A 17,254-nucleotide genomic window follows, 5' to 3' on the forward strand; every position below is an offset into this window, starting at 1 on the left:
TGTCAGGATGACCGCGTGCCCGACTGGCCCGTCGTCCCCCTCTACGCCTTCCTGGTGGTCGTGGCCTTCTGCCGGGCCGGAGGGACCTACCTGATCGGGCGCGGTGCACGCGGCGCCGCGGGTCGCCGGTGGTCGCTCGACAACGCCTGGCTGGCGCGTGGCGAGGAGGTCGTGCGCCGCTTCGGAGCGCCGGCCGTCACCCTGTGCTTCCTCACCGTGGGCGTGCAGACGGCCGTCAACCTCGCGGCCGGCACGCTGCGGATGCCGCTGCGCCGCTACCTACCCGCCCTGTTCCTCGGCGCCCTGCTCTGGGCGGGGGTCTACCTCACAGTCGGCATCGCGGTGGTGGAGACGTTCTGGGGCAGCGCCCGGCCGTGGACCCTGCTGGGCGTGCTGGCCGCCGTGGCGGCGACGGCGGTGCTGGTGCGCCACCTGCTGCGCCGCCGCGCGCCGCGCTGACGACCCCCAAAAACAGGGTCGCGGGGGCGCTGGCCGCGGGGTTAGGTTCGCGGCGTGACCGAGCAGCTGAGCATGAACCAGATCATCCATGCCGCCGTGCGCCGCGACGTCTCCCGCACCGAGCAGGCGCTGCGCGCCCTCCGGGAGGGCGACGCGGCCCGTGCCGCGCAGATCCGCACCGCCTGGCGCAACCTGGTGCGCGAGCTGACGCACCACCACGAGGCCGAGGACGAGCACATCTGGCCGTTCCTCGAGGCGCGCGGCGTCGACCTCGCCCTGCTGGGGGAGATGGAGGCCGAGCACGTCGCGATGAAGAACGCACTGACGGCGGTGTCCACCAGCCTCGACGCCGTCGTCGCGGCGCCCAGCGCGGTCAACGCCACCGCGGCGGCCGACGAGGTGGCCCGCGCGCGCGAGGTGATCAACGGCCACCTCGACCACGAGGAGCGCGACGTCGAGGGCGTGGTGGCCGAGCTCCACGACGACCCCGAGTTCAAGGCGCTGACCAAGAAGCTGCGACCGGCCAGCACGGTCGACGCCGCCAACGCCCTGGCGTGGATGCAGGACGGTGCGGGCGAGCGCGAGCTGTCGTCGCTGCGTGCGGAGATCCCGGGCCCGGTGGTGACCGCGCTGACCCGGCTGGTCGCCCGCCGCTACCGCCGCGAGGTCGCGCCCGTCTGGCGCTGATCGTCCTCGGCGAGCCGCTTGAGCGTGAGCAGCTGCCTGCGTGCCATCACCAGGTCGCCCACCGACAGCAGCGGCGCCACCCAGCGCGGCGTCGAGGCGATCACCTTGAGCAGCAGGCGGGTGCCGTCCGACCCCGGCGCGACGGCGTACGTCAGGTGGGCTCCCATGACCGTCGCGGTCAGCTCGCGGCCGGGCTCGACCGCCAGCACCCGCCCCTGGTCGCCGCCCAGCGCGCGGGTGAACGGCTCGCCGACCCGGGGCTCGGGCACGTCGAGGCGCTCGCGCGGCGATCGCCGCCCGAGGTTGTCGAGCAGGTCGTAGGAGTAGGGCGCGAGGCGCACCTGCCTCAGCCGCGCCCACACGGTCGCCGGCTCCGCGTCCACCGTGACCCCACGCCACGCCTCGAGCGTCGGCTCGGGCACGAAGGCGTCGCACCCGTAGCCGCGGCGCACCTCCTCGTCGCTGACGCCCCACCGGTCCCCGATCACGGGCTCCACGCTAGTCCGGATCGGTGCACGCCGCTCGGCCCGGCCGTTGCGGACCACTTCCACGGCCGGGTCGTCGACCTCGTCACGAGCACGTTCCCTGCCTACGCTCGGATCTTCCACCGCCATCGACTACGACAGCACGATCGTCGGCGGCACGCCTTCGCTGATCCAGGAGCTCGTCGCTGATCCGGACATCGAGGCCTCGCAGGTGGACGGCACGTGTCGCTGTATGCGAACGGTGACCGGCGAGGTCGGCCCGGGTCGCGCTTGCGCCGCATCTCCGGCGCGACGGTCAGGGGCGGCTGGGCGCTGGTTCGGTTCCGTTCGTTGCGCTTCCGCGAGCTCTGCGCGGGGGCCGATCCGGTCGTGGGCGCGGCGACACATCGGGGGCGGGGTGTGGGGCGGGGTCATGGTTGCCGAGGTCGGGGGTTGCCCGGCGGACCCGACGCGGGTGGGTCGAGTGAGCGCGTGCCGGTCTGGTCACGGCGGTAGTGGTGGCCGTGCGGTGAGGTCCACTCGTACGCACCGGGACCGGTCGGCCGATAGTGCCAGGCGGTGTGGGTCTTGAGGCGATGGTGGGACCGGCACAACGCGGCGAGGTTGGATGTCTGGGTCGGCCCGGGCTGTGGTCTGCCCTCGGCGGCGGCGTCGTGGTCGTAGGCGATGACGTGGTCGATGTCGCAGCCGCGGGCGGGGCGGGTGCACCACGGGAAGACGCAGGCGGCGGTCTCGAAGGACGACCTGGTCGCGGAGCCGGTCGGGGATCGCGTAGGCAGGGGTGTGCAGGTGGGTGTTGAGGTCGATGACCGGCTTGATGGTGATCTTGGTGCGCGAGTCGGCACACCAGTCCTTGATCTGGTCGAGCAGCACCAGCCGCTGGCCCTCCTCCAGCTGGCCGGTGGGACCGAAGACGGTGGCGTCACCGGAGAACGTGGCGTCGACGTGGGCGTGCAGCACGACCTCGCGGGCGACCGGCAGCCCGTCCTCGGTGCGCGTGGTCGCGGTGGCGCCTTGGTGGTGGAGGTCGAGCGCCGTCTGCGTCCGCGCGAGGTCACCGAGCGCCACGGAACGGCGCGCGTCCAACGACTCCACGGAGCCGAGCGCTGCGAGGGTGGCGGCGCCGTGGGCGAGCGCGCGGTCGAGGTCGAGGGCGTCGGCCATGTCGAGCTCTGCCTCGAACCACATCGTGCCCGCGAAGTGGACCTCCTGGTCGTGGAGGGTGGCGTGGCGGGGGTCGACGTAGAGGTAGCCGTCCTCCGGATCGGAGGCCGGGTCGGGCGCGGCGAGGTCGTAGCGCTTGATGGTCTCGGCGACGAGCCGGTCGAGCTGCGCCGGACCGATCCGCCCGGCGACGGCGGCCACCTGCGCGTCCACGTACGCCGCCGCCTCACGCGTCAACGACGGGGTGGTGTGGATCGTCGCTTCGGCGACCGCACGGGCCCGCCATGCCGGCACCCGCCCGGAGTGGACCTGAGCCCACAGCCGGGGGAGGCGGTGGCGCAGCTCGAGTGCGTGGCCGATGAGCTTCTTCGCCGAGACCGTCGAGATGCCGAGCACCGAGCCGAGCTCGGCGACGCAGAACTCCGCCACCAGCGGCGTGCCCTCGCCCGCGATGGGCTCCTCGTGCTCACACCCCGCCACCGTGAACGTCGCGGCGGAGTGGATCGACTCCGGCGGGTGCAGGTCGGCCCACTGGGCCGCCGTGACGAGCAACGCGGCCGCGGCCCGCTCTTCTGCTGTCTTCTGCTCACGCGCGAGAGCGAGCAGATCGGAGGCGGTGAGGTCCTCGTCCCCACCTGTTCCCCGCCCCGCCAACGCTTCGATCATGTGTTCGATTCTAGCCGTGGGGTCCGACGGTGGCCGCGACCGAACCACAGCCGCAGGTCGCGCCGTTCCCGGGCCGATTCTTCCGGCGGGACGCCGCCTGCCCGCGCCGGGAAGCGTGGTCGGTCTGGTGCTCTCGTCCGGCATCGTCACGTGGGGCGGATGGCTGCTGCCGGCGGCGCGGGCGGTCGTCGTCGCCGCGCCGCCCCGCCGACGGCCGCACGGGACGGGCCCGACCACGAGCCCGCCGTCTCGCGACCGCACCACCGGCGCGCGGGGGAGGACGGCGCTCCTAGGATCGACCCATGCCCAGCACCCCCGAGCAGCCCTACCTCGAGCTCCTGCCCGCCGTCGACATCAAGGGCGGTCAGGCCGTCCAGCTGGTGCAGGGCGTGGACGGGTCGGAGAAGCGCTTCGGCGACCCGATCGAGGCGGCGTTGCGCTGGCAGGAGGCCGGCGCGGAGTGGATCCACCTCGTCGACCTCGACGCGGCCTTCGGGCACGGCCACAACCGCGAGCTGCAGGCGCGCATCGTCGGCACCCTCGACATCAACGTCGAGATGAGCGGCGGCATCCGCGACGACGAGTCGCTCGAGGCCGCGATGGCCGCCGGCTGCCGACGCGTCAACATCGGCACGGCGGCGCTCGAGCAGCCCGAGTGGTGCGCCCGGGCGATCGCGACCTACGGCGACCGGGTCGCCGTCGGCCTCGACGTACGCGGCACGACGCTCGCCGCCCGCGGCTGGACGCGCGAGGGCGGCGACCTCTACGAGACGCTGGCCCGCCTCGACGCCGAGGGGTGCGCGCGCTACGTCGTCACCGACGTCAACAAGGACGGCATGCTCCAGGGCCCCAACCTCCAGCTGCTGCGCGACGTCTGCGCCGCCACCGACCGGCCGGTCGTGGCGAGCGGCGGCGTCACCACGCTCGACGACATCCGCGCCCTGATGGGTCTCGTCGACGAGGGCGTGGAGGGTGCCATCGCCGGCACCGCCCTCTACGAGGGCCGCTTCACCCTCGAGGACGCGCTCGTCCTGACGAAGGGCAGCTGATGGAGTTCACCGACTACCACACCCGCCTGGCGGCCTACGCGCTCCTCATCGACGAGAGCGGCGAGGTCGACGGGCAGCAACGGGTGCTGCTGACGTGGTGGAACGGCGAGGGCCACAGCGACCCGCAGTGGTCGCTGCCGGGTGGCGGCATCGAGTTCGACGAGGCGGTCCTCGACGGCCTCGTGCGCGAGGTCTACGAGGAGACCGGGCACCACGTCGAGCCCGGCCCGCTCCTGGTGGAGCACTTCTTCACCGGTCGCGGCCGGACCTTCGACGGCTGGTTCCGCGCGCAGCGCTTCGTCTTCGACGCCACGATCACCGGAGGGGTGCTCGGCACCACCGAGGTGGGCGGCTCGACCGACCACGCCGCGTGGGTGCCGCTGTCCGACCTCGAGGGACAGCCCCGCGCCGACATCGTGGACGTCGCCCTGGCTGCCCACGCGGCCCGCACGGCGGGGGAGGCGCGACCATGAGCCTCGCGATCCGTGTCATCCCGTGCCTCGACGTCGACGGCGGTCGGGTGGTGAAGGGCGTCAACTTCACCGAGCTGCGCGACGCCGGCGACCCCGTCGAGCTGGCGCGCCTCTACGACGCCGAGGGCGCCGACGAGCTGACCTTCCTCGACATCTCCGCCTCGCACGAGGGCCGGGCCACCACCATGGAGGTGGTCAGCCGGTGTGCCGAGGAGGTCTTCATCCCGCTCACCGTCGGGGGCGGCGTCGGCAGCGTCGCCGACGTCGACCGCCTCCTGCGGGCGGGCGCCGACAAGGTCGCGGTCAACACCGCTGCCATCCGTCGCCCGGAGCTGGTCGCCGAGATCGCCGACCGCTTCGGCAACCAGGTGCTCGTCCTGAGCGTCGACGCACGCCGCACGACCGGCGACGCCGTCCGGACCTCCAGCGGCTTCGAGGTGACCACCCACGGCGGTCGTCAGAGCTCGGGGCTGGACGCCATCGAGTGGGCCGTGCGCGCCGCCGAGCTGGGCGCGGGCGAGATCCTGCTCAACGCGATGGACGCCGACGGGACCACCGACGGCTTCGACCTCGAGCTGATCAGGGCCGTACGCCGCGAGGTGAGCATCCCGGTCATCGCCAGCGGGGGAGCGGGGGCCGTCGAGCACTTCCCGCCGGCCGTCGAGGCAGGAGCCGACGCCGTGCTCGCTGCGACGGTCTTCCACTTCGGCACGCTGAGCATCGGCGACGTCAAGGACGGTCTGTCCATGGCGGGTCACCCGGTCAGGACGGCCCACCCGGAGTCGTAGGATTCCGCCATGCTGAAGACGTCCCGGCGCGTGGCGAAGCGCCACCTCGCCATCGCCACCCTCGCGACCGCCACGATCGCGCTCACCGCCTGTGCCCCGACCGACGAGGGCGACACCGCCACCGACGCGACCTCGGACTCCTCCGAGTCGGAGGACTCCGCGGACTCCGCGACCGCCGCCGACGCGTGCACCCCCGACACCCTCGAGACCGTCACCGACGGCACCCTGACGATCGCGACCGACGACCCGGCCTACGAGCCGTGGTTCGTCGACAACGACCCGACCAACGGCGAGGGCTACGAGTCCGCCGTGGCGTACGCCGTCGCCGAGCAGCTGGGCTACACCGAGGACCAGGTCACCTGGGTGGCCGTGCCGTTCAACAAGGTGGTCCAGCCCGGGCCCAAGGAGTTCGACTTCGACATCAACCAGGTCTCGATCACCGAGGCCCGCCGCAAGGCCGTCGACTTCTCCTCCGGCTACTACGACGTCGTGCAGACCGTGATCACCAACGAGGGCAGCGCCATCGAGGGCGCCACCAGCCTGGCCGACCTGGCCGACGCCAAGCTCGGCGCGCAGGTCGGCACCACCAGCTACACCGCGATCACCGACCAGATCCAGCCGTCGCAGGACCCCGCGGTCTTCGACACCAACGACCAGGCCGTGCAGGCCCTCAAGAACGGCCAGATCGACGGCATCGTCGTCGACCTGCCCACGGCCTACTACATGACGGCCGTCCAGCTCGACGACGGCACCATCGTCGGCCAGCTGCCGCTCGCCGAGGGTGAGCCGGAGCAGTTCGGCGCCGTCCTGGCCAAGGACAGCCCGCTCACCGAGTGCATCTCGACGGCCGTCGACACCCTGCGCGAGGACGGCGTCCTCGACCAGATCGGCCAGGAGTGGCTGGCCCAGCAGGGCGCTCCCGAGCTGTCCTGATGACGGATCGGGTCGCCGACCAGGCGCCTGGGGAGTGGCTTCCCTCCGCGGTCCAGCGCGAGCGTGACGACTGGCGGAGGCGCCGCACCCTGCGCAGCGCCGTGATCGCGGCGGGCAGCACGCTGCTGCTGCTCGGCGCGATCGGCGGCGCGGTCGTCGGCTCGCCCGGCTGGCAGCGGGTCCGCGAGACCTACTTCGACTGGGACAAGGCGGTCTCGTCCTTCCCCGCGGTGCTCGACGGGCTCTGGCTCAACATCCGGGTCATGGTCGTGTGCTGGATCCTGATCCTGGTCGTCAGCCTGACGGTCGCGATCGTGCGCACCCTGCGCGGGCCGGTCGCGTTCCCGCTGCGGCTGCTCGGCACGGCGTACGTCGACGTGTTCCGCGGACTGCCGCTGCTGCTGGTGATCTTCCTGCTCGGCTTCGGGGGCCCGGCCCTGAGCCTGCAGGGGCTGCCCACCTCGCCGCTGTTCTGGGGCGGCACCGCGCTGGTGCTGTCCTACTCCGCCTACGTCGCCGAGGTCTTCCGCGCCGGCATCGAGTCGGTGCATCCCAGCCAGCGGCTGGCGGGCCGGTCGATGGGGCTGACCTACGGCCAGACCCTGCGCCACGTCGTGCTGCCGCAGGCGTGGCGCCGGGTGATCCCGCCGCTGATGAACGACCTCGTCTCGCTGCAGAAGGACTCCGGCCTGATCGCGGTGCTCGGCGTGACCGACGCGATCCGCCGGGCGCAGATCGAGACCGCGCTCGACTTCAACTACACGCCGTACGTCGTGGCGGGCGTCCTGTTCTGCTGCCTGACCATCCCGATGGCACGGCTCACCGACCGCTACGCCCGCAAGAAGGGCTACCACGGAGCAGGAGGACATCTGTGAGAACACCCCACGACGTTCTTCTCCTCCGCTTCGCTCCTCCGAACAACGCCGCGGGGACCCCGTGACCACAGAGAGCGACCACATGCACACCGAGCTCCTGCGCCTCGCCGGCGTCCGCAAGTCCTTCGGCGACCACGTGGTGCTCCGCGACGTCGACCTGACCGTCGAGCCCGGCGAGTGCGTCGTGCTGATCGGCGCGTCCGGCTCCGGCAAGTCCACCCTGCTGCGCTGCGTCAACCTCCTCGAGGTCGTCGACGACGGCGTGATCACCTTCGACGGCCGCGACATCACCGACCCGCGGGTCGACGGCGACAAGGTCCGCTCGCGGATGGGGATGGTCTTCCAGGCCTACAACCTCTTCCCGCACCTCGACGTCGTCGGCAACGTCACCCTGGCGCTGCGGCTGGTGCACGGGGTGGGCGCCGAGGAGGCCAGGTCGCGCGGTCTGGCGATGCTCGAGCGCGTCGGTCTGGCCGAGAAGGCGACGGCCCGCCCCGACGACCTGTCGGGGGGCCAGCAACAGCGCGTGGCCATCGCCCGCGCCCTCGTGGCCAATCCCCGCCTGATGCTCCTCGACGAGGTGACCAGCGCGCTCGACCCCGAGCTGGTCGGCGAGGTCCTGGACCTGCTCACCGAGCTCAAGGCCGAGGGCGTGACGATGCTGCTCAACACCCACGAGATGGGCTTCGCCCGCGACGTCGCCGACCAGGTGTGCTTCCTGCACGACGGGCACATCCACGAGCGAGGGATCCCCGAGCACGTGCTCGGCGACCCGCAGCAGGAGCGCACCCGCGCCTTCCTGTCGCGCATCCGGGCCTCCTGAGCCCGGGCCCGCGGCGGCGTCCTGATTCGTTCGCTGTCGGTGGCGAGGAATAGCCTTGCCAGGTTGGTCGGTTGCGTCCAGCAACCGACCCGCGAGACGCGGATCACGACGAGGAGGCGGGCGACACCTGTGGGCGAGGACGCGAAGCTGCGGGGCACCACCACTCTCGACGGCTTCCGGGTCCTGTGGGTCGGCGTCAAGCGCGAGCCCAAGGTGTTCACGGTCGCGACGCTGGGAGCGGTGCTGTTCGGCGTGCTCACCGTCGCCGACGCCTGGGTGCTCGGCTGGGCCACCGAGCACGTCCTGATCCCCGCCTTCGACACCGGCGAGATCGGCACCGACATGCTGCTGTGGGTGGTCGCGCTGTTCATGGCGGTCGCGATCCTGCGCGCGGTCGGCATCGTCGCGCGCCGCCTCGGCGGCGGCATCATGTACTACCGGATGCAGTCGCACACCCGCCGCGGCGTCACCCGCCAGTACCTCTCGCTGCCGATGGAGTGGCACCAGCGACACCCCACCGGGCAGCTGCTCTCCAACGCCTACTCCGACGTCGAGGCGGCGTGGGCGCCGATCATGCCCCTGCCGATGGCGCTGGGCACGATCGTGATGATGGTCATCGCCGTGGTGCAGATGTTCGTCGCCGACGTCGTCATGGCGCTGGTCGGCCTGCTGGTCTTCCCGGCCGTGGTCGTGGCCAACCTGCTCTACCAGCACTACTCCTCGCCGCTGATGACCCGCGCCCAGGGCCTGCGGGCCGAGGTCAGCGAGATCGCGCACGAGTCCTTCGACGGCGCGATGGTCGTCAAGACGCTCGGCCGCGAGGTCGAGGAGACCGACCGCTTCCGCGCCAAGGCCGAGGAGCTGCGCGACACCAACATCCGGGCCGGGCGCATCCGGGCCCTCTTCGACCCGACCCTGGCCAGCCTGCCCAGCCTCGGCGTGCTCGTCGTGCTGGCCGTCGGCGTCTCCCGGGTCTCCAGCGGGGCCACCGACCCCGGCGACGTGGTCACCGTCGCCTACCTGCTGACCATCGTGTCCTTCCCGATCCGCGCGATCGGCTGGCTGCTCGGCGAGTTCCCCCGCTCGGTCGTGGGCTACCGCCGCGCCAGGACGGTGCTCGACGCGACCGGCAGCATGGCGTTCGGCTCCGACGAGCTGCCCAGGGACGCCACCGGCGGGGCGCTGCTCGAGGTCGAGGACCTCCACTACTCCTACGACGCCGACGCGCCGCTGCTGCGCGGCGTCGACTTCGACGTCCGGCCCGGACGCATCGTCGCCGTCGTCGGCGCCACCGCGTCCGGCAAGAGCACCCTGACCAGCCTGATGACCCGCCTGGTCGACCCCGACGCCGGGCGGATCCGCCTCGACGGGCACGACCTGCGCGGCCTGCGCAAGGGTGAGCTGCCGCGCGACGTCGCGCTCGTCCCGCAGACGGCGTTCATGTTCGACGACACGGTCCGCGGCAACGTCACGCTCGGCGCCGACGTGCCGGACGCCGAGGTGTGGGCGGCGCTGCGCACCGCGCAGGCCGACGGCTTCGTCGCCGCCCTGCCCGAAGGGCTCGACACCCGGCTCGGCGAGCGCGGCACCTCGCTGTCCGGCGGCCAGCGGCAGCGACTCTCCCTCGCCCGCGCCCTCGTACGCCGCCCGCGGCTGCTGATCCTCGACGACGCCACCTCCGCGGTCGACCCCGAGGTCGAGGCACGCATCCTCGCCTCGCTGCGCGACGACCGTTCCGCCGGCGACGACGATGGATCGGCTGACGCAGCGGCTGCCTCCCTGGTCGTGGTGGCCTACCGCAAGGCCACGATCTCGCTGGCGGACGAGGTCGTGCACCTGGACGACGGACGGATCGTCGGGCGCGGCACCCACGCCGAGCTGCTCGCCACCAGCCCTGCCTACGCCCACCTCGTCAACGCCTACGAGACCGCACCCGAGACCGCACCCGAGACCGCACCGGGGGCGGCGCCCGGCGCCGCGGCCGGTCCCGACCACGTCGAGGGGACCACGCGATGAGCACCACGACCGCTCCGGCCACGGCCGGCACCCAGATGGACAGCGGTGCCGACATCGGCGCCCTCGCCACCATCCGCCTGGGCATGAAGTACTCGCCCGAGCTGCGCGAGGGGCTGGGCCGCACCCTGGTCTACGCCGTCGTCGCCTCGTGCGGGCAGATCGTCGTGCCGATCGCCGTGCAGCAGACCCTCGACCGTGGTCTCAACGGCCCCGGCGGGCCGCGCCTCGGTTTCGTCGTGTGGATGGGCGTGCTGGCCGCCATCGCGATCCTCGCGACGAGCTGGGCGTCCTACAAGATGACGAGCCGTCTCTTCACCACCTCCGAGAGGGGTCTGGCGACGCTGCGCACCAAGGCGTTCCGCCACGTCCACGACCTCCCGCTCCTGACGCAGAACACCGAGCGCCGCGGCGCCCTCGTCTCGAGAGTGACCAGCGACGTCGACCAGGTGAGCCAGTTCCTGGTCTTCGGCGGGCTCATCTTCGTGGTCAGCATCGGACAGATGCTGGTGGCGACCGTGCTGATGGTGGTCTACAGCTGGCAGCTCGCGCTGGTCGTCTGGCTGGCGTTCGCGCCCCTCTTCTTGTCGATCCGCTGGTTCCAGAAGAAGCTGTCCGCCGCCTACACCGTCGTGCGCCACCAGGTGGGCGTGCTGCTCGGTGCCATCTCCGAGCCGGTCGTCGGGGCCGCGGTGGTCCGCTCCTACGGCGTCGAGGACCGCACCCAGGCGCGCATCGACACCGCCATCAAGGACTGGCAGGACGCCTACACGCACGCCCAGACCTACACCGTCACGTCGTTCTCGCTGGGCGGGCTGTCGGCCGGCCTGGCCAACGCCGGCGTGATCGTGATCGGCGTGCTCCTCGGCTTCGCCGGCGACATCACGCCCGGCAAGGTGCTCGCGTTCGCGTTCCTGGTGACGCTGTTCGTCGGCCCGGTGCAGATGGGCACCCAGATCCTCACCGACGCCCAGAACGCCATCGCCAGCTGGCGCCGGGTGCTGGGCATCCTGGAGACCCCGGCCGACCTGGTCGACCCGGGCGACGAGGGCGAGGTGCTGCCGCGCGGCCCGATCGACGTGCGGTTCGCCGACGTGAGCTTCGCCTACCCCGGCGGTCCTCCGGTGCTCCGCGACGTCGACCTCGCCATCGCCGCCGGCACGCGGGTGGCGATCGTGGGCGAGACCGGCTCGGGCAAGTCCACCTTCGCCAAGCTGCTCACCCGCCTGATGGACCCGGTCGACGGAGCCGTGCTGCTCGACGGCATCGACGTACGCCGCATCGATTCCCGCTCGCTGCGGCGCAGCGTGGTGCTCGTGCCGCAGGAGGGCTTCCTCTTCGACGACACCATCACCGCCAACGTGCGCTACGGCAAGCTCGACGCCACCGAGGACGAGATCCGTGCCTCGGCGGTCGAGCTCGGCATCGACGACTGGCTGGCCGGCCTCCCGCGCGGCCTGCACACCCAGGTCGGCCAGCGCGGCGAGTCGCTGTCGGCCGGCGAGCGCCAGCTCGTCGCGCTGCTGCGCGCCCACCTCGCCGACCCCGACCTGCTGGTGCTCGACGAGGCGACGAGCGCGGTCGACCCGGCCCTCGAGATGCAGATCGGGCGCGCCCTGGAGCGGCTGATGCAGTCACGCACCTCGGTGACGATCGCCCACCGGCTCTCCACCGCGGAGAGCGCCGACGAGGTGATCGTGGTCGACAAGGGCCGTGTGGTGCAGCGCGGGCCGCACCGTGAGCTGGTCACCCAGGCAGGCAGCGTCTACGCGGGCCTGCACGCGAGCTGGATCGCCCAGCACGCCCGGGTGTAGCCCGGGGCGGTCCGTCAGGACGCGAGCAGCTGGCTGATGAGCAGGTCGGCGTCGAAGGAGTCCGACTCGGCGCCGGGCGCGACGACGGCGACCGTGCGGGCGAGGAAGTCCAGCACGTCCGAGGCGCGGGCCAGCAGCACGAGGTGGCCGTCGGGGGAGCTGAGCTCGATGGACACCATGGCGCGGCCGCTGAGGCCGACGGCGGGGGAGACGTGGACGTCGCCGTCCCCGGCGGGCGACTCGGTGCCGCGGATCAGCAGGTCACGGCCGAAGGTCCACACGAGGTTGCCGTCGGAGGTGACGAAGGTCATCGCGACGGCGAAGGGGTCGGAGCCGGCGTAGCTGAGCACGGTGTCGATCTCGTGGCGGATACCGCGATCGTCGATGCACTCGACGGTGATGTCCAACGCGACGTCGGACAGGGTGTGTCCGCTGTGTCCGCTTCCGGAGATGTTCATCGAGACTCCTTGTGGTCTCCGGGGCGAGGGTTTCCCCGGGTTGCGTGCCCATGAGACGTCATCGCAAGGGGCTCGTGATGCAAAACGGGAAAATATGACCCAAACCGGTCCAGACCGGATCTTGATGATGGCTCGTGGCGAACTTGACGGTAACCAGTGGTTTCACCTCCCGCAGGACCGCTGGGTCGGCCCGGTAGATTTCTCCTCATGACACGGGCAGCCAAGCGCGTCGCACTCGAGACGCTCGGGTGGACGCTGCTGGTCCTCGGCGTGGCAGCCATCTTCCTGCCCGGCCCGGGACTGCTCGGGATCTTCGCCGGGCTGGCGTTGCTGTCCCAGCAGTACGCGTGGGCCGAGCGGCACCTCGAGCCGGTCCGGCTGCGGGCGATGATCGGCGCCGCTGAGAGCGTCGAGACCTGGCCGCGCATCATCGCGTCCTGCTGCGGAGCCCTGCTGCTCGCGGCGTGCGGCGTGCTGTGGATCGTCAAGCCGCCCGCACCCGAGTGGTGGCCGGTCTCGGAGACGTGGTGGCTGCCCGGCGGCATCTGGACCGGCGTGACCCAGGTGGCCTCCGCCTTCATCGCGATCGGGCTGATCGTCTACAGCTACCGGCGCTTCCACGGGCACCCGGAGAAGGCCGACGAGCTGCGCCGCGAGGTCCGAGCGCGCCGCAAGCCGGACGACGACCGCGCCGGCGTCGGTGCCGGTTCCTGACCCGATTCCGGGTCCGCGCACCGGATGGGATAACGTTCTGGCGAGCTCGGGCGATTGGCGCAGTGGTAGCGCGCTTCGTTCACACCGAAGAGGTCACTGGTTCGAACCCAGTATCGCCCACCGAGTACACGGCAGCCCCTGACCCGCGGAACTTGCGGGGTCGGGGGCTGTTGCTGTGTGGCCCCGTGCGACCCGCGTGTCGCCGCCCCGGTCGCGGCGCAGGGTTCGGGCCGTCCGGGCGTCCTCGAGCGGTCACGTCCCCGCTCAACCAGTCGGATCCGGGTGTCCCAGCGGGGACGAGACTGTCCTAGTGGCGCTGCTCGGGCGGAGGAGGGGCAGCGGCTGGTGCTGCTCGGTCAGGTCAAGGGCTGGTGCGCCGACTCCCGGCACCAGGGTCACGATCAGGCCGGTCGTCGACCTCACCGCCCGGCTTCCCATGCCTACGAGGTGCCCGACCGGCTCCGCGAGCGGGTCGTCCCACGCGGTGGGGGGCACCGCACGCCCAGCGGCCCGAGGACTCACGCCTCCCCGCTGCGAAGCGTCCGCGCTCACAGCTGCTCGGCCGCGACGTCGATGGCGTGCAGGATGCTCGACAGGCTGCCTGGGTGGGCGAGCGTCAGGTCGGCGAGCTCGCTCGGCCGGAACCAGCGAAGGTCGTCGTGCTCCAGGGGGGCGGCGTTGACGGGTGCGCCAGCGCGTGACGAGGAACGCGTGCACGTCGAGGGCGGGGTCGCTGACGGTCATCGGGATGGGGCGGGGGTCGTGGACGTGGACCCCGAGCTCTTCGAGACACTCCCGCGTGACGGCCTCGTGAGGCTGCTCGCCCGGCTCGACGTGCCCGCCGGCGAGGTCCCAGCAGTCCGGATACCGCCGACGTGAGGGGTGGCGATGCACCAGGAGCACGTAGCCGTCGCGCACGAGTGCAGCCAGCGAGATCGCGATAGGGGCGGTCATGGGCGGGACGCTAGCGGCGGGGGCCGACAGGCCCGCGCACGGCGATTCTCGTGCCGGAGGACATCGCTCCGTCGGGCAGCGGATCACGCGTCGCTCGACTAGGGTCGGCACATGGAACGACGCCACGATGGTCCCGGCGACGAGAAGGTCGTGCCCGACTACCGGACCCTCTCACCTGGCGTGCGGCTCGACGAGACGGTCGCCAGCGTCGACACGGATCCGGTCCCGGACCCCGACGCGGGGCGGAACGTCGACCAGCACCGAGCGCTGCGCGACGACTGACTCGTCCCGACTGCCGCACCGAGACGGTCAGGCGCGGGGGGTCTCGTGCTTCACGGTGCGCCACGCGGACGGGGAGTGCACGGCGGTCGTGCCGTCGTGCTGGTGCACGGTGAGGACGCCGCTGTGCTCGCCCACCGTCCACGTCCCTTCGGTGTAGTCGACGGACTGGTCGTCGGAGAAGATCACGGTGAAGTTGGCCATCCTCGCACCGTACGCCGACCGGCGACGGCCGCGCGTCACGCACGGTCGCGGCATGGCTGGTGGAGGAGTGGGTACGGCTGGACCATGGACGATCGCGAGCGCCCGACGACCAACCAGCCCCTCAATGCACCCGGCCCACGACCCAAGGTGACACCGATCCTGGCCGTGATCGGCGTGATCGCGCTGATCGCGGCGATCTTCGTCGTGATCACCCTGGTGCGTTACAACTCCTGACCCGACGCGGACGCGACCTCAGCCTTCGGGTGCCCACCGGACGACCAGCAGGGCGACGTCGTCCTCCTGCTCGTCGCTCGCCATGGCGCCCAGCAGCCGATCGCACAGCTCGTCGAGGTCGGACGTGGTGGGGGACATCTCGGCCAGCAGCCGCATGAGCGCCTCGATGCCGTCGTCGATGTCGCGGTCACGTCGCTCGACGAGGCCGTCGGTGTAGAGGACCAGCGTCGCCCCGGGCTGCAGGGCCACGGTCCCCTCGTGCCGGTCGGCCGCGGGGTCGAAGCCGAGCAGCAGGTCGTTGGCGTCTGCGTCCACCAGCCGGGTCACCGTCCCGTCGGGGTCGACCAGCAGGCCCGGCGGGTGCCCGGCGTGCGACCAGCGCAGCAGCGCGCGTCCGGCCCGGCCGCGGGTGGCCGGCGCCTGCTCGAAGCGGGCCACCACGGCGGTGGCCGTCGTCTCGAGCTGCAGGGACTCCATCACGGTGTCCAGCCCGGACAGGATCGCGGCGGGCGCGTCGCCGCTGTGCACGGCGATGCCGCGCAGCAGCCCGCGGACCTGCCCCATCGCGGCGGCTGCCTCGACGTCGTGGCCCACCACGTCGCCGACCACGACGACCACGTCCTGTGCCCCGTCGCTCGCGTCGCCCTGGAGGAACGCGTCGTACCAGTCGCCACCGATGCGAGCCACGTCGCCGGCGGGCGTGTAGCGGGTGACCACCTGCAGTCCCTCGCGCCGGGGCGGCGCGGTCAGGATGCTGCGCTGCAGCGCCTCGGCGACGTGACGCTGCGACTCGTAGAGGCGGGCGTTGTCCAGTGCCAGCGCCGCGCGGGCGCCGATGTCCGCGAGGAGGGGCACGTCCTGCGCGGCGAAGGCCGTGCGGTGGATGCCGCGGAACGCGCTCACCACGCCGACCGTGCGCCCGCGGGCCCGCAGCGGCACCACGACCGCTGAGAACGGCGCGAGCTCGCGCAGCAGGTCGCGGGCCACGCCGGGCTCGAGGACCGCGGAGACGGCCTCGGTGGCCGAGGACGCCATCAGCACGGGCGTCATCTCGCGGATCGCCGTGGCGAGGTAGGACGCGTCGGTCATCGCCCGCAGCCGCCTCCCGGCGTAGTCGCGCAGCGTCTGCTCCATCCCGGGGTCGCGGTGCGACCAGCCGACGTCGCGCAGCCCGCGTCGCCAGTCGGTGGCGTGGGGGTCCTCGACCAGGGTGACCAGGCACCAGTCGGCCAGCTCGGGCACCAGCTGGGTGGCGAGCCTGCTGACTCCCTCGGTGGGGTCGAGCGTGGCCGTGAGCGCCTCGGAGACCGAGGCCAGCAGCGCGAGCCGGTGGGCGGAGCGGTCGAGCTCGTCGCGTGCCTCGCGACGCGCGGTGATGTCGACGAAGTAGACGGCGAGGCCTTCGGGCGAGGGCCACGCCCGGACCTCGTACCAGGCGCGCAGCGGTGCGGGGTGGTAGGCCTCGAAGGTCGCCGGCTCGCCCGACTCGACCGCGCCGCGGTAGTGCGTCTCGAAGCTGCTGCCGACCGAGGAGGGGAACGCCTCCCAGATCGTGGTGCCGATCAGGTGCAGGCGGCTCGCGCCCAGCAGCCGCTCGGCCTCGGAGTTGACGTAGACGAAGCGCCAGTCGCGGTCGAGCTGGAAGAACGCCGAGGGCATCGACTCCAGCACGCGCCCCACCCGCGCGTCACCCTCGCGCGCATCGGTCGTGTCGTACGACGCCCCGACCAGCCGCACCGGCAGCCCGTCGGGTTCGTCGGCGAAGGCATGGCCGCGCGCCTCGATCCACCGGAGGCTGCCGTTAGGGAGCACCACGCGGTACTCCGCGGCGTAGTCGCCGCAGGTGGCGATGGCGCGCTGGAGGGCGTCGGAGACGCGGCCGACGTCGTCGGGGTGCAGGCGGTGGTTGAACGCCTCGATGGTGCCGCCGAAGCTGTCCTCGTCGAGGCCGAAGAGCTCGAGCATCCGCTCGTCCCACTGCAGCTCACCGGTGACCAGGTCCCACACGAAGACGCCGACGCCGGCGGCGTCCACGGCGAGCCGCCACGCGAGGCGGTCGCTCTCGGCGTCGAGGGGGGTCCGGGTCGGGGGCGCCGGGAAGTGGTCGTCGATCACAGGCCCTTCTCACGCCAGCTGGTGGCCCACGCTGCTCGAGGCTCCTGCACAGCGTGCCACACGCCCG

Annotated in this window: 19 protein-coding genes and 1 tRNA gene; 14 read left to right on the top strand and 6 right to left on the bottom strand. The window is 72.3% G+C overall.

Annotated elements, in window-relative coordinates:
- Positions 1 to 15 precede the first annotated feature (15 nt).
- A complete protein-coding gene (locus AC4H2S_RS09290; RefSeq protein WP_491496672.1) occupies positions 16 to 459 on the top strand; it encodes a DedA family protein in 444 nt (147 codons plus the stop codon).
- 54 nt (positions 460 to 513) lie between these two features.
- Positions 514 to 1,146, top strand: a complete 633-nt coding sequence (locus tag AC4H2S_RS09295; protein ID WP_491496673.1) for a hemerythrin domain-containing protein — start codon at positions 514 to 516, stop codon at positions 1,144 to 1,146.
- On the opposite strand, the gene AC4H2S_RS09300 is transcribed toward AC4H2S_RS09295, so the two are convergent.
- Positions 1,113 to 1,634 carry a hypothetical protein gene (locus AC4H2S_RS09300; protein ID WP_491496674.1) on the bottom strand — a complete coding sequence of 174 codons (522 nt, stop codon included), beginning with the start codon at positions 1,632 to 1,634 and terminating at the stop codon, positions 1,113 to 1,115. The genes AC4H2S_RS09295 and AC4H2S_RS09300 overlap by 34 nt on opposite strands.
- Before the next feature lie 480 nt (positions 1,635 to 2,114).
- Complete coding sequence (locus AC4H2S_RS09305) at positions 2,115 to 3,461, bottom strand: DUF222 domain-containing protein (protein ID WP_491496675.1); 1,347 nt, start codon at positions 3,459 to 3,461, stop codon at positions 2,115 to 2,117.
- A 302-nt stretch (positions 3,462 to 3,763) separates the two neighbouring features.
- Here AC4H2S_RS09305 and priA point away from each other — a divergent pair, with 302 nt between their 5' ends.
- The 8 genes from priA (at position 3,764) to AC4H2S_RS09345 (ending at position 12,229) form a co-directional block, all read left to right on the top strand.
- Positions 3,764 to 4,510, top strand: a complete 747-nt coding sequence (priA, locus tag AC4H2S_RS09310; protein ID WP_491496676.1) for a bifunctional 1-(5-phosphoribosyl)-5-((5-phosphoribosylamino)methylideneamino)imidazole-4-carboxamide isomerase/phosphoribosylanthranilate isomerase PriA — start codon at positions 3,764 to 3,766, stop codon at positions 4,508 to 4,510.
- A complete protein-coding gene (locus tag AC4H2S_RS09315) occupies positions 4,510 to 4,983 on the top strand; it encodes an NUDIX hydrolase (protein WP_491496677.1) in 474 nt (157 codons plus the stop codon). The genes priA and AC4H2S_RS09315 overlap by 1 nt, the downstream gene beginning before the upstream one ends.
- On the top strand, positions 4,980 to 5,771 hold the full coding sequence (gene hisF, locus AC4H2S_RS09320; protein ID WP_491496678.1) for an imidazole glycerol phosphate synthase subunit HisF: 792 nt from the start codon (positions 4,980 to 4,982) through the stop codon (positions 5,769 to 5,771). Before AC4H2S_RS09315 ends, hisF begins: the two co-directional genes overlap by 4 nt.
- A 9-nt stretch (positions 5,772 to 5,780) precedes the next feature.
- Positions 5,781 to 6,704 (top strand): ABC transporter substrate-binding protein, encoded by a 924-nt coding sequence (locus AC4H2S_RS09325; RefSeq protein ID WP_491496679.1) that lies wholly within the window; start codon positions 5,781 to 5,783, stop codon positions 6,702 to 6,704.
- On the top strand, positions 6,704 to 7,579 hold the full coding sequence (locus tag AC4H2S_RS09330; RefSeq protein WP_491496680.1) for an amino acid ABC transporter permease: 876 nt from the start codon (positions 6,704 to 6,706) through the stop codon (positions 7,577 to 7,579). Before AC4H2S_RS09325 ends, AC4H2S_RS09330 begins: the two co-directional genes overlap by 1 nt.
- A gap of 82 nt (positions 7,580 to 7,661) precedes the next feature.
- Positions 7,662 to 8,402, top strand: coding sequence for an amino acid ABC transporter ATP-binding protein (locus AC4H2S_RS09335; RefSeq protein ID WP_491496681.1), 741 nt, complete (start codon positions 7,662 to 7,664; stop codon positions 8,400 to 8,402).
- Positions 8,403 to 8,531: 129 nt separating this feature from the next.
- A complete protein-coding gene (locus tag AC4H2S_RS09340; protein ID WP_491496682.1) occupies positions 8,532 to 10,418 on the top strand; it encodes an ABC transporter ATP-binding protein in 1,887 nt (628 codons plus the stop codon).
- The gene (locus tag AC4H2S_RS09345; protein ID WP_491496683.1) at positions 10,415 to 12,229 is read left to right on the top strand and encodes an ABC transporter ATP-binding protein; all 1,815 of its coding nucleotides are present in this window, start codon (positions 10,415 to 10,417) and stop codon (positions 12,227 to 12,229) included. The genes AC4H2S_RS09340 and AC4H2S_RS09345 overlap by 4 nt, the downstream gene beginning before the upstream one ends.
- Before the next feature lie 14 nt (positions 12,230 to 12,243).
- On the opposite strand, the gene AC4H2S_RS09350 is transcribed toward AC4H2S_RS09345, so the two are convergent.
- A complete protein-coding gene (locus AC4H2S_RS09350) occupies positions 12,244 to 12,687 on the bottom strand; it encodes an SsgA family sporulation/cell division regulator (protein WP_491496684.1) in 444 nt (147 codons plus the stop codon).
- 207 nt (positions 12,688 to 12,894) lie between these two features.
- Here AC4H2S_RS09350 and AC4H2S_RS09355 point away from each other — a divergent pair, with 207 nt between their 5' ends.
- Complete coding sequence (locus AC4H2S_RS09355) at positions 12,895 to 13,401, top strand: PGPGW domain-containing protein (protein WP_491496685.1); 507 nt, start codon at positions 12,895 to 12,897, stop codon at positions 13,399 to 13,401.
- 48 nt (positions 13,402 to 13,449) lie between these two features.
- Positions 13,450 to 13,521: transfer RNA gene (locus tag AC4H2S_RS09360), tRNA-Val, on the top strand.
- Between the two features lie 144 nt (positions 13,522 to 13,665).
- Here AC4H2S_RS09360 and AC4H2S_RS09365 read toward each other — a convergent pair.
- Complete coding sequence (locus AC4H2S_RS09365; RefSeq protein WP_491496686.1) at positions 13,666 to 14,355, bottom strand: NUDIX hydrolase; 690 nt, start codon at positions 14,353 to 14,355, stop codon at positions 13,666 to 13,668.
- 111 nt (positions 14,356 to 14,466) lie between these two features.
- On the opposite strand from AC4H2S_RS09365, the gene AC4H2S_RS09370 reads away from it, so the two are divergent.
- Positions 14,467 to 14,637, top strand: coding sequence for a hypothetical protein (locus tag AC4H2S_RS09370; protein WP_491496687.1), 171 nt, complete (start codon positions 14,467 to 14,469; stop codon positions 14,635 to 14,637).
- A 27-nt stretch (positions 14,638 to 14,664) separates the two neighbouring features.
- Here the strand turns inward: AC4H2S_RS09370 and AC4H2S_RS09375 are convergent, their stop codons facing one another.
- Positions 14,665 to 14,838: a hypothetical protein gene (locus AC4H2S_RS09375; protein ID WP_491496688.1), complete on the bottom strand. Its 174-nt coding sequence runs from the start codon at positions 14,836 to 14,838 to the stop codon at positions 14,665 to 14,667.
- An 84-nt stretch (positions 14,839 to 14,922) separates the two neighbouring features.
- On the opposite strand from AC4H2S_RS09375, the gene AC4H2S_RS09380 reads away from it, so the two are divergent.
- Positions 14,923 to 15,072: a hypothetical protein gene (locus tag AC4H2S_RS09380; protein ID WP_491496689.1), complete on the top strand. Its 150-nt coding sequence runs from the start codon at positions 14,923 to 14,925 to the stop codon at positions 15,070 to 15,072.
- A gap of 18 nt (positions 15,073 to 15,090) precedes the next feature.
- Here the strand turns inward: AC4H2S_RS09380 and AC4H2S_RS09385 are convergent, their stop codons facing one another.
- The gene (locus tag AC4H2S_RS09385; RefSeq protein ID WP_491496690.1) at positions 15,091 to 17,187 is read right to left on the bottom strand and encodes a SpoIIE family protein phosphatase; all 2,097 of its coding nucleotides are present in this window, start codon (positions 17,185 to 17,187) and stop codon (positions 15,091 to 15,093) included.
- Positions 17,188 to 17,254: the final 67 nt, after the last annotated feature.

The organism is Nocardioides sp. Z13_37, from assembly GCF_058355585.1.

Coding starts and splice junctions, on each gene's coding strand:
- AC4H2S_RS09365 (WP_491496686.1), bottom strand. CDS start 14,355: ATGACCGCCCCTATCGCGATCTCGCTGGCTGCACTCGTGCGCGACGGC.
- AC4H2S_RS09370 (WP_491496687.1), top strand. CDS start 14,467: ATGGAACGACGCCACGATGGTCCCGGCGACGAGAAGGTCGTGCCCGAC.
- AC4H2S_RS09330 (WP_491496680.1), top strand. CDS start 6,704: ATGACGGATCGGGTCGCCGACCAGGCGCCTGGGGAGTGGCTTCCCTCC.
- AC4H2S_RS09375 (WP_491496688.1), bottom strand. CDS start 14,838: ATGGCCAACTTCACCGTGATCTTCTCCGACGACCAGTCCGTCGACTAC.
- AC4H2S_RS09355 (WP_491496685.1), top strand. CDS start 12,895: ATGACACGGGCAGCCAAGCGCGTCGCACTCGAGACGCTCGGGTGGACG.
- AC4H2S_RS09305 (WP_491496675.1), bottom strand. CDS start 3,461: ATGATCGAAGCGTTGGCGGGGCGGGGAACAGGTGGGGACGAGGACCTC.
- priA (WP_491496676.1), top strand. CDS start 3,764: ATGCCCAGCACCCCCGAGCAGCCCTACCTCGAGCTCCTGCCCGCCGTC.
- hisF (WP_491496678.1), top strand. CDS start 4,980: ATGAGCCTCGCGATCCGTGTCATCCCGTGCCTCGACGTCGACGGCGGT.
- AC4H2S_RS09335 (WP_491496681.1), top strand. CDS start 7,662: ATGCACACCGAGCTCCTGCGCCTCGCCGGCGTCCGCAAGTCCTTCGGC.
- AC4H2S_RS09380 (WP_491496689.1), top strand. CDS start 14,923: ATGGACGATCGCGAGCGCCCGACGACCAACCAGCCCCTCAATGCACCC.
- AC4H2S_RS09325 (WP_491496679.1), top strand. CDS start 5,781: ATGCTGAAGACGTCCCGGCGCGTGGCGAAGCGCCACCTCGCCATCGCC.
- AC4H2S_RS09345 (WP_491496683.1), top strand. CDS start 10,415: ATGAGCACCACGACCGCTCCGGCCACGGCCGGCACCCAGATGGACAGC.
- AC4H2S_RS09315 (WP_491496677.1), top strand. CDS start 4,510: ATGGAGTTCACCGACTACCACACCCGCCTGGCGGCCTACGCGCTCCTC.
- AC4H2S_RS09350 (WP_491496684.1), bottom strand. CDS start 12,687: ATGAACATCTCCGGAAGCGGACACAGCGGACACACCCTGTCCGACGTC.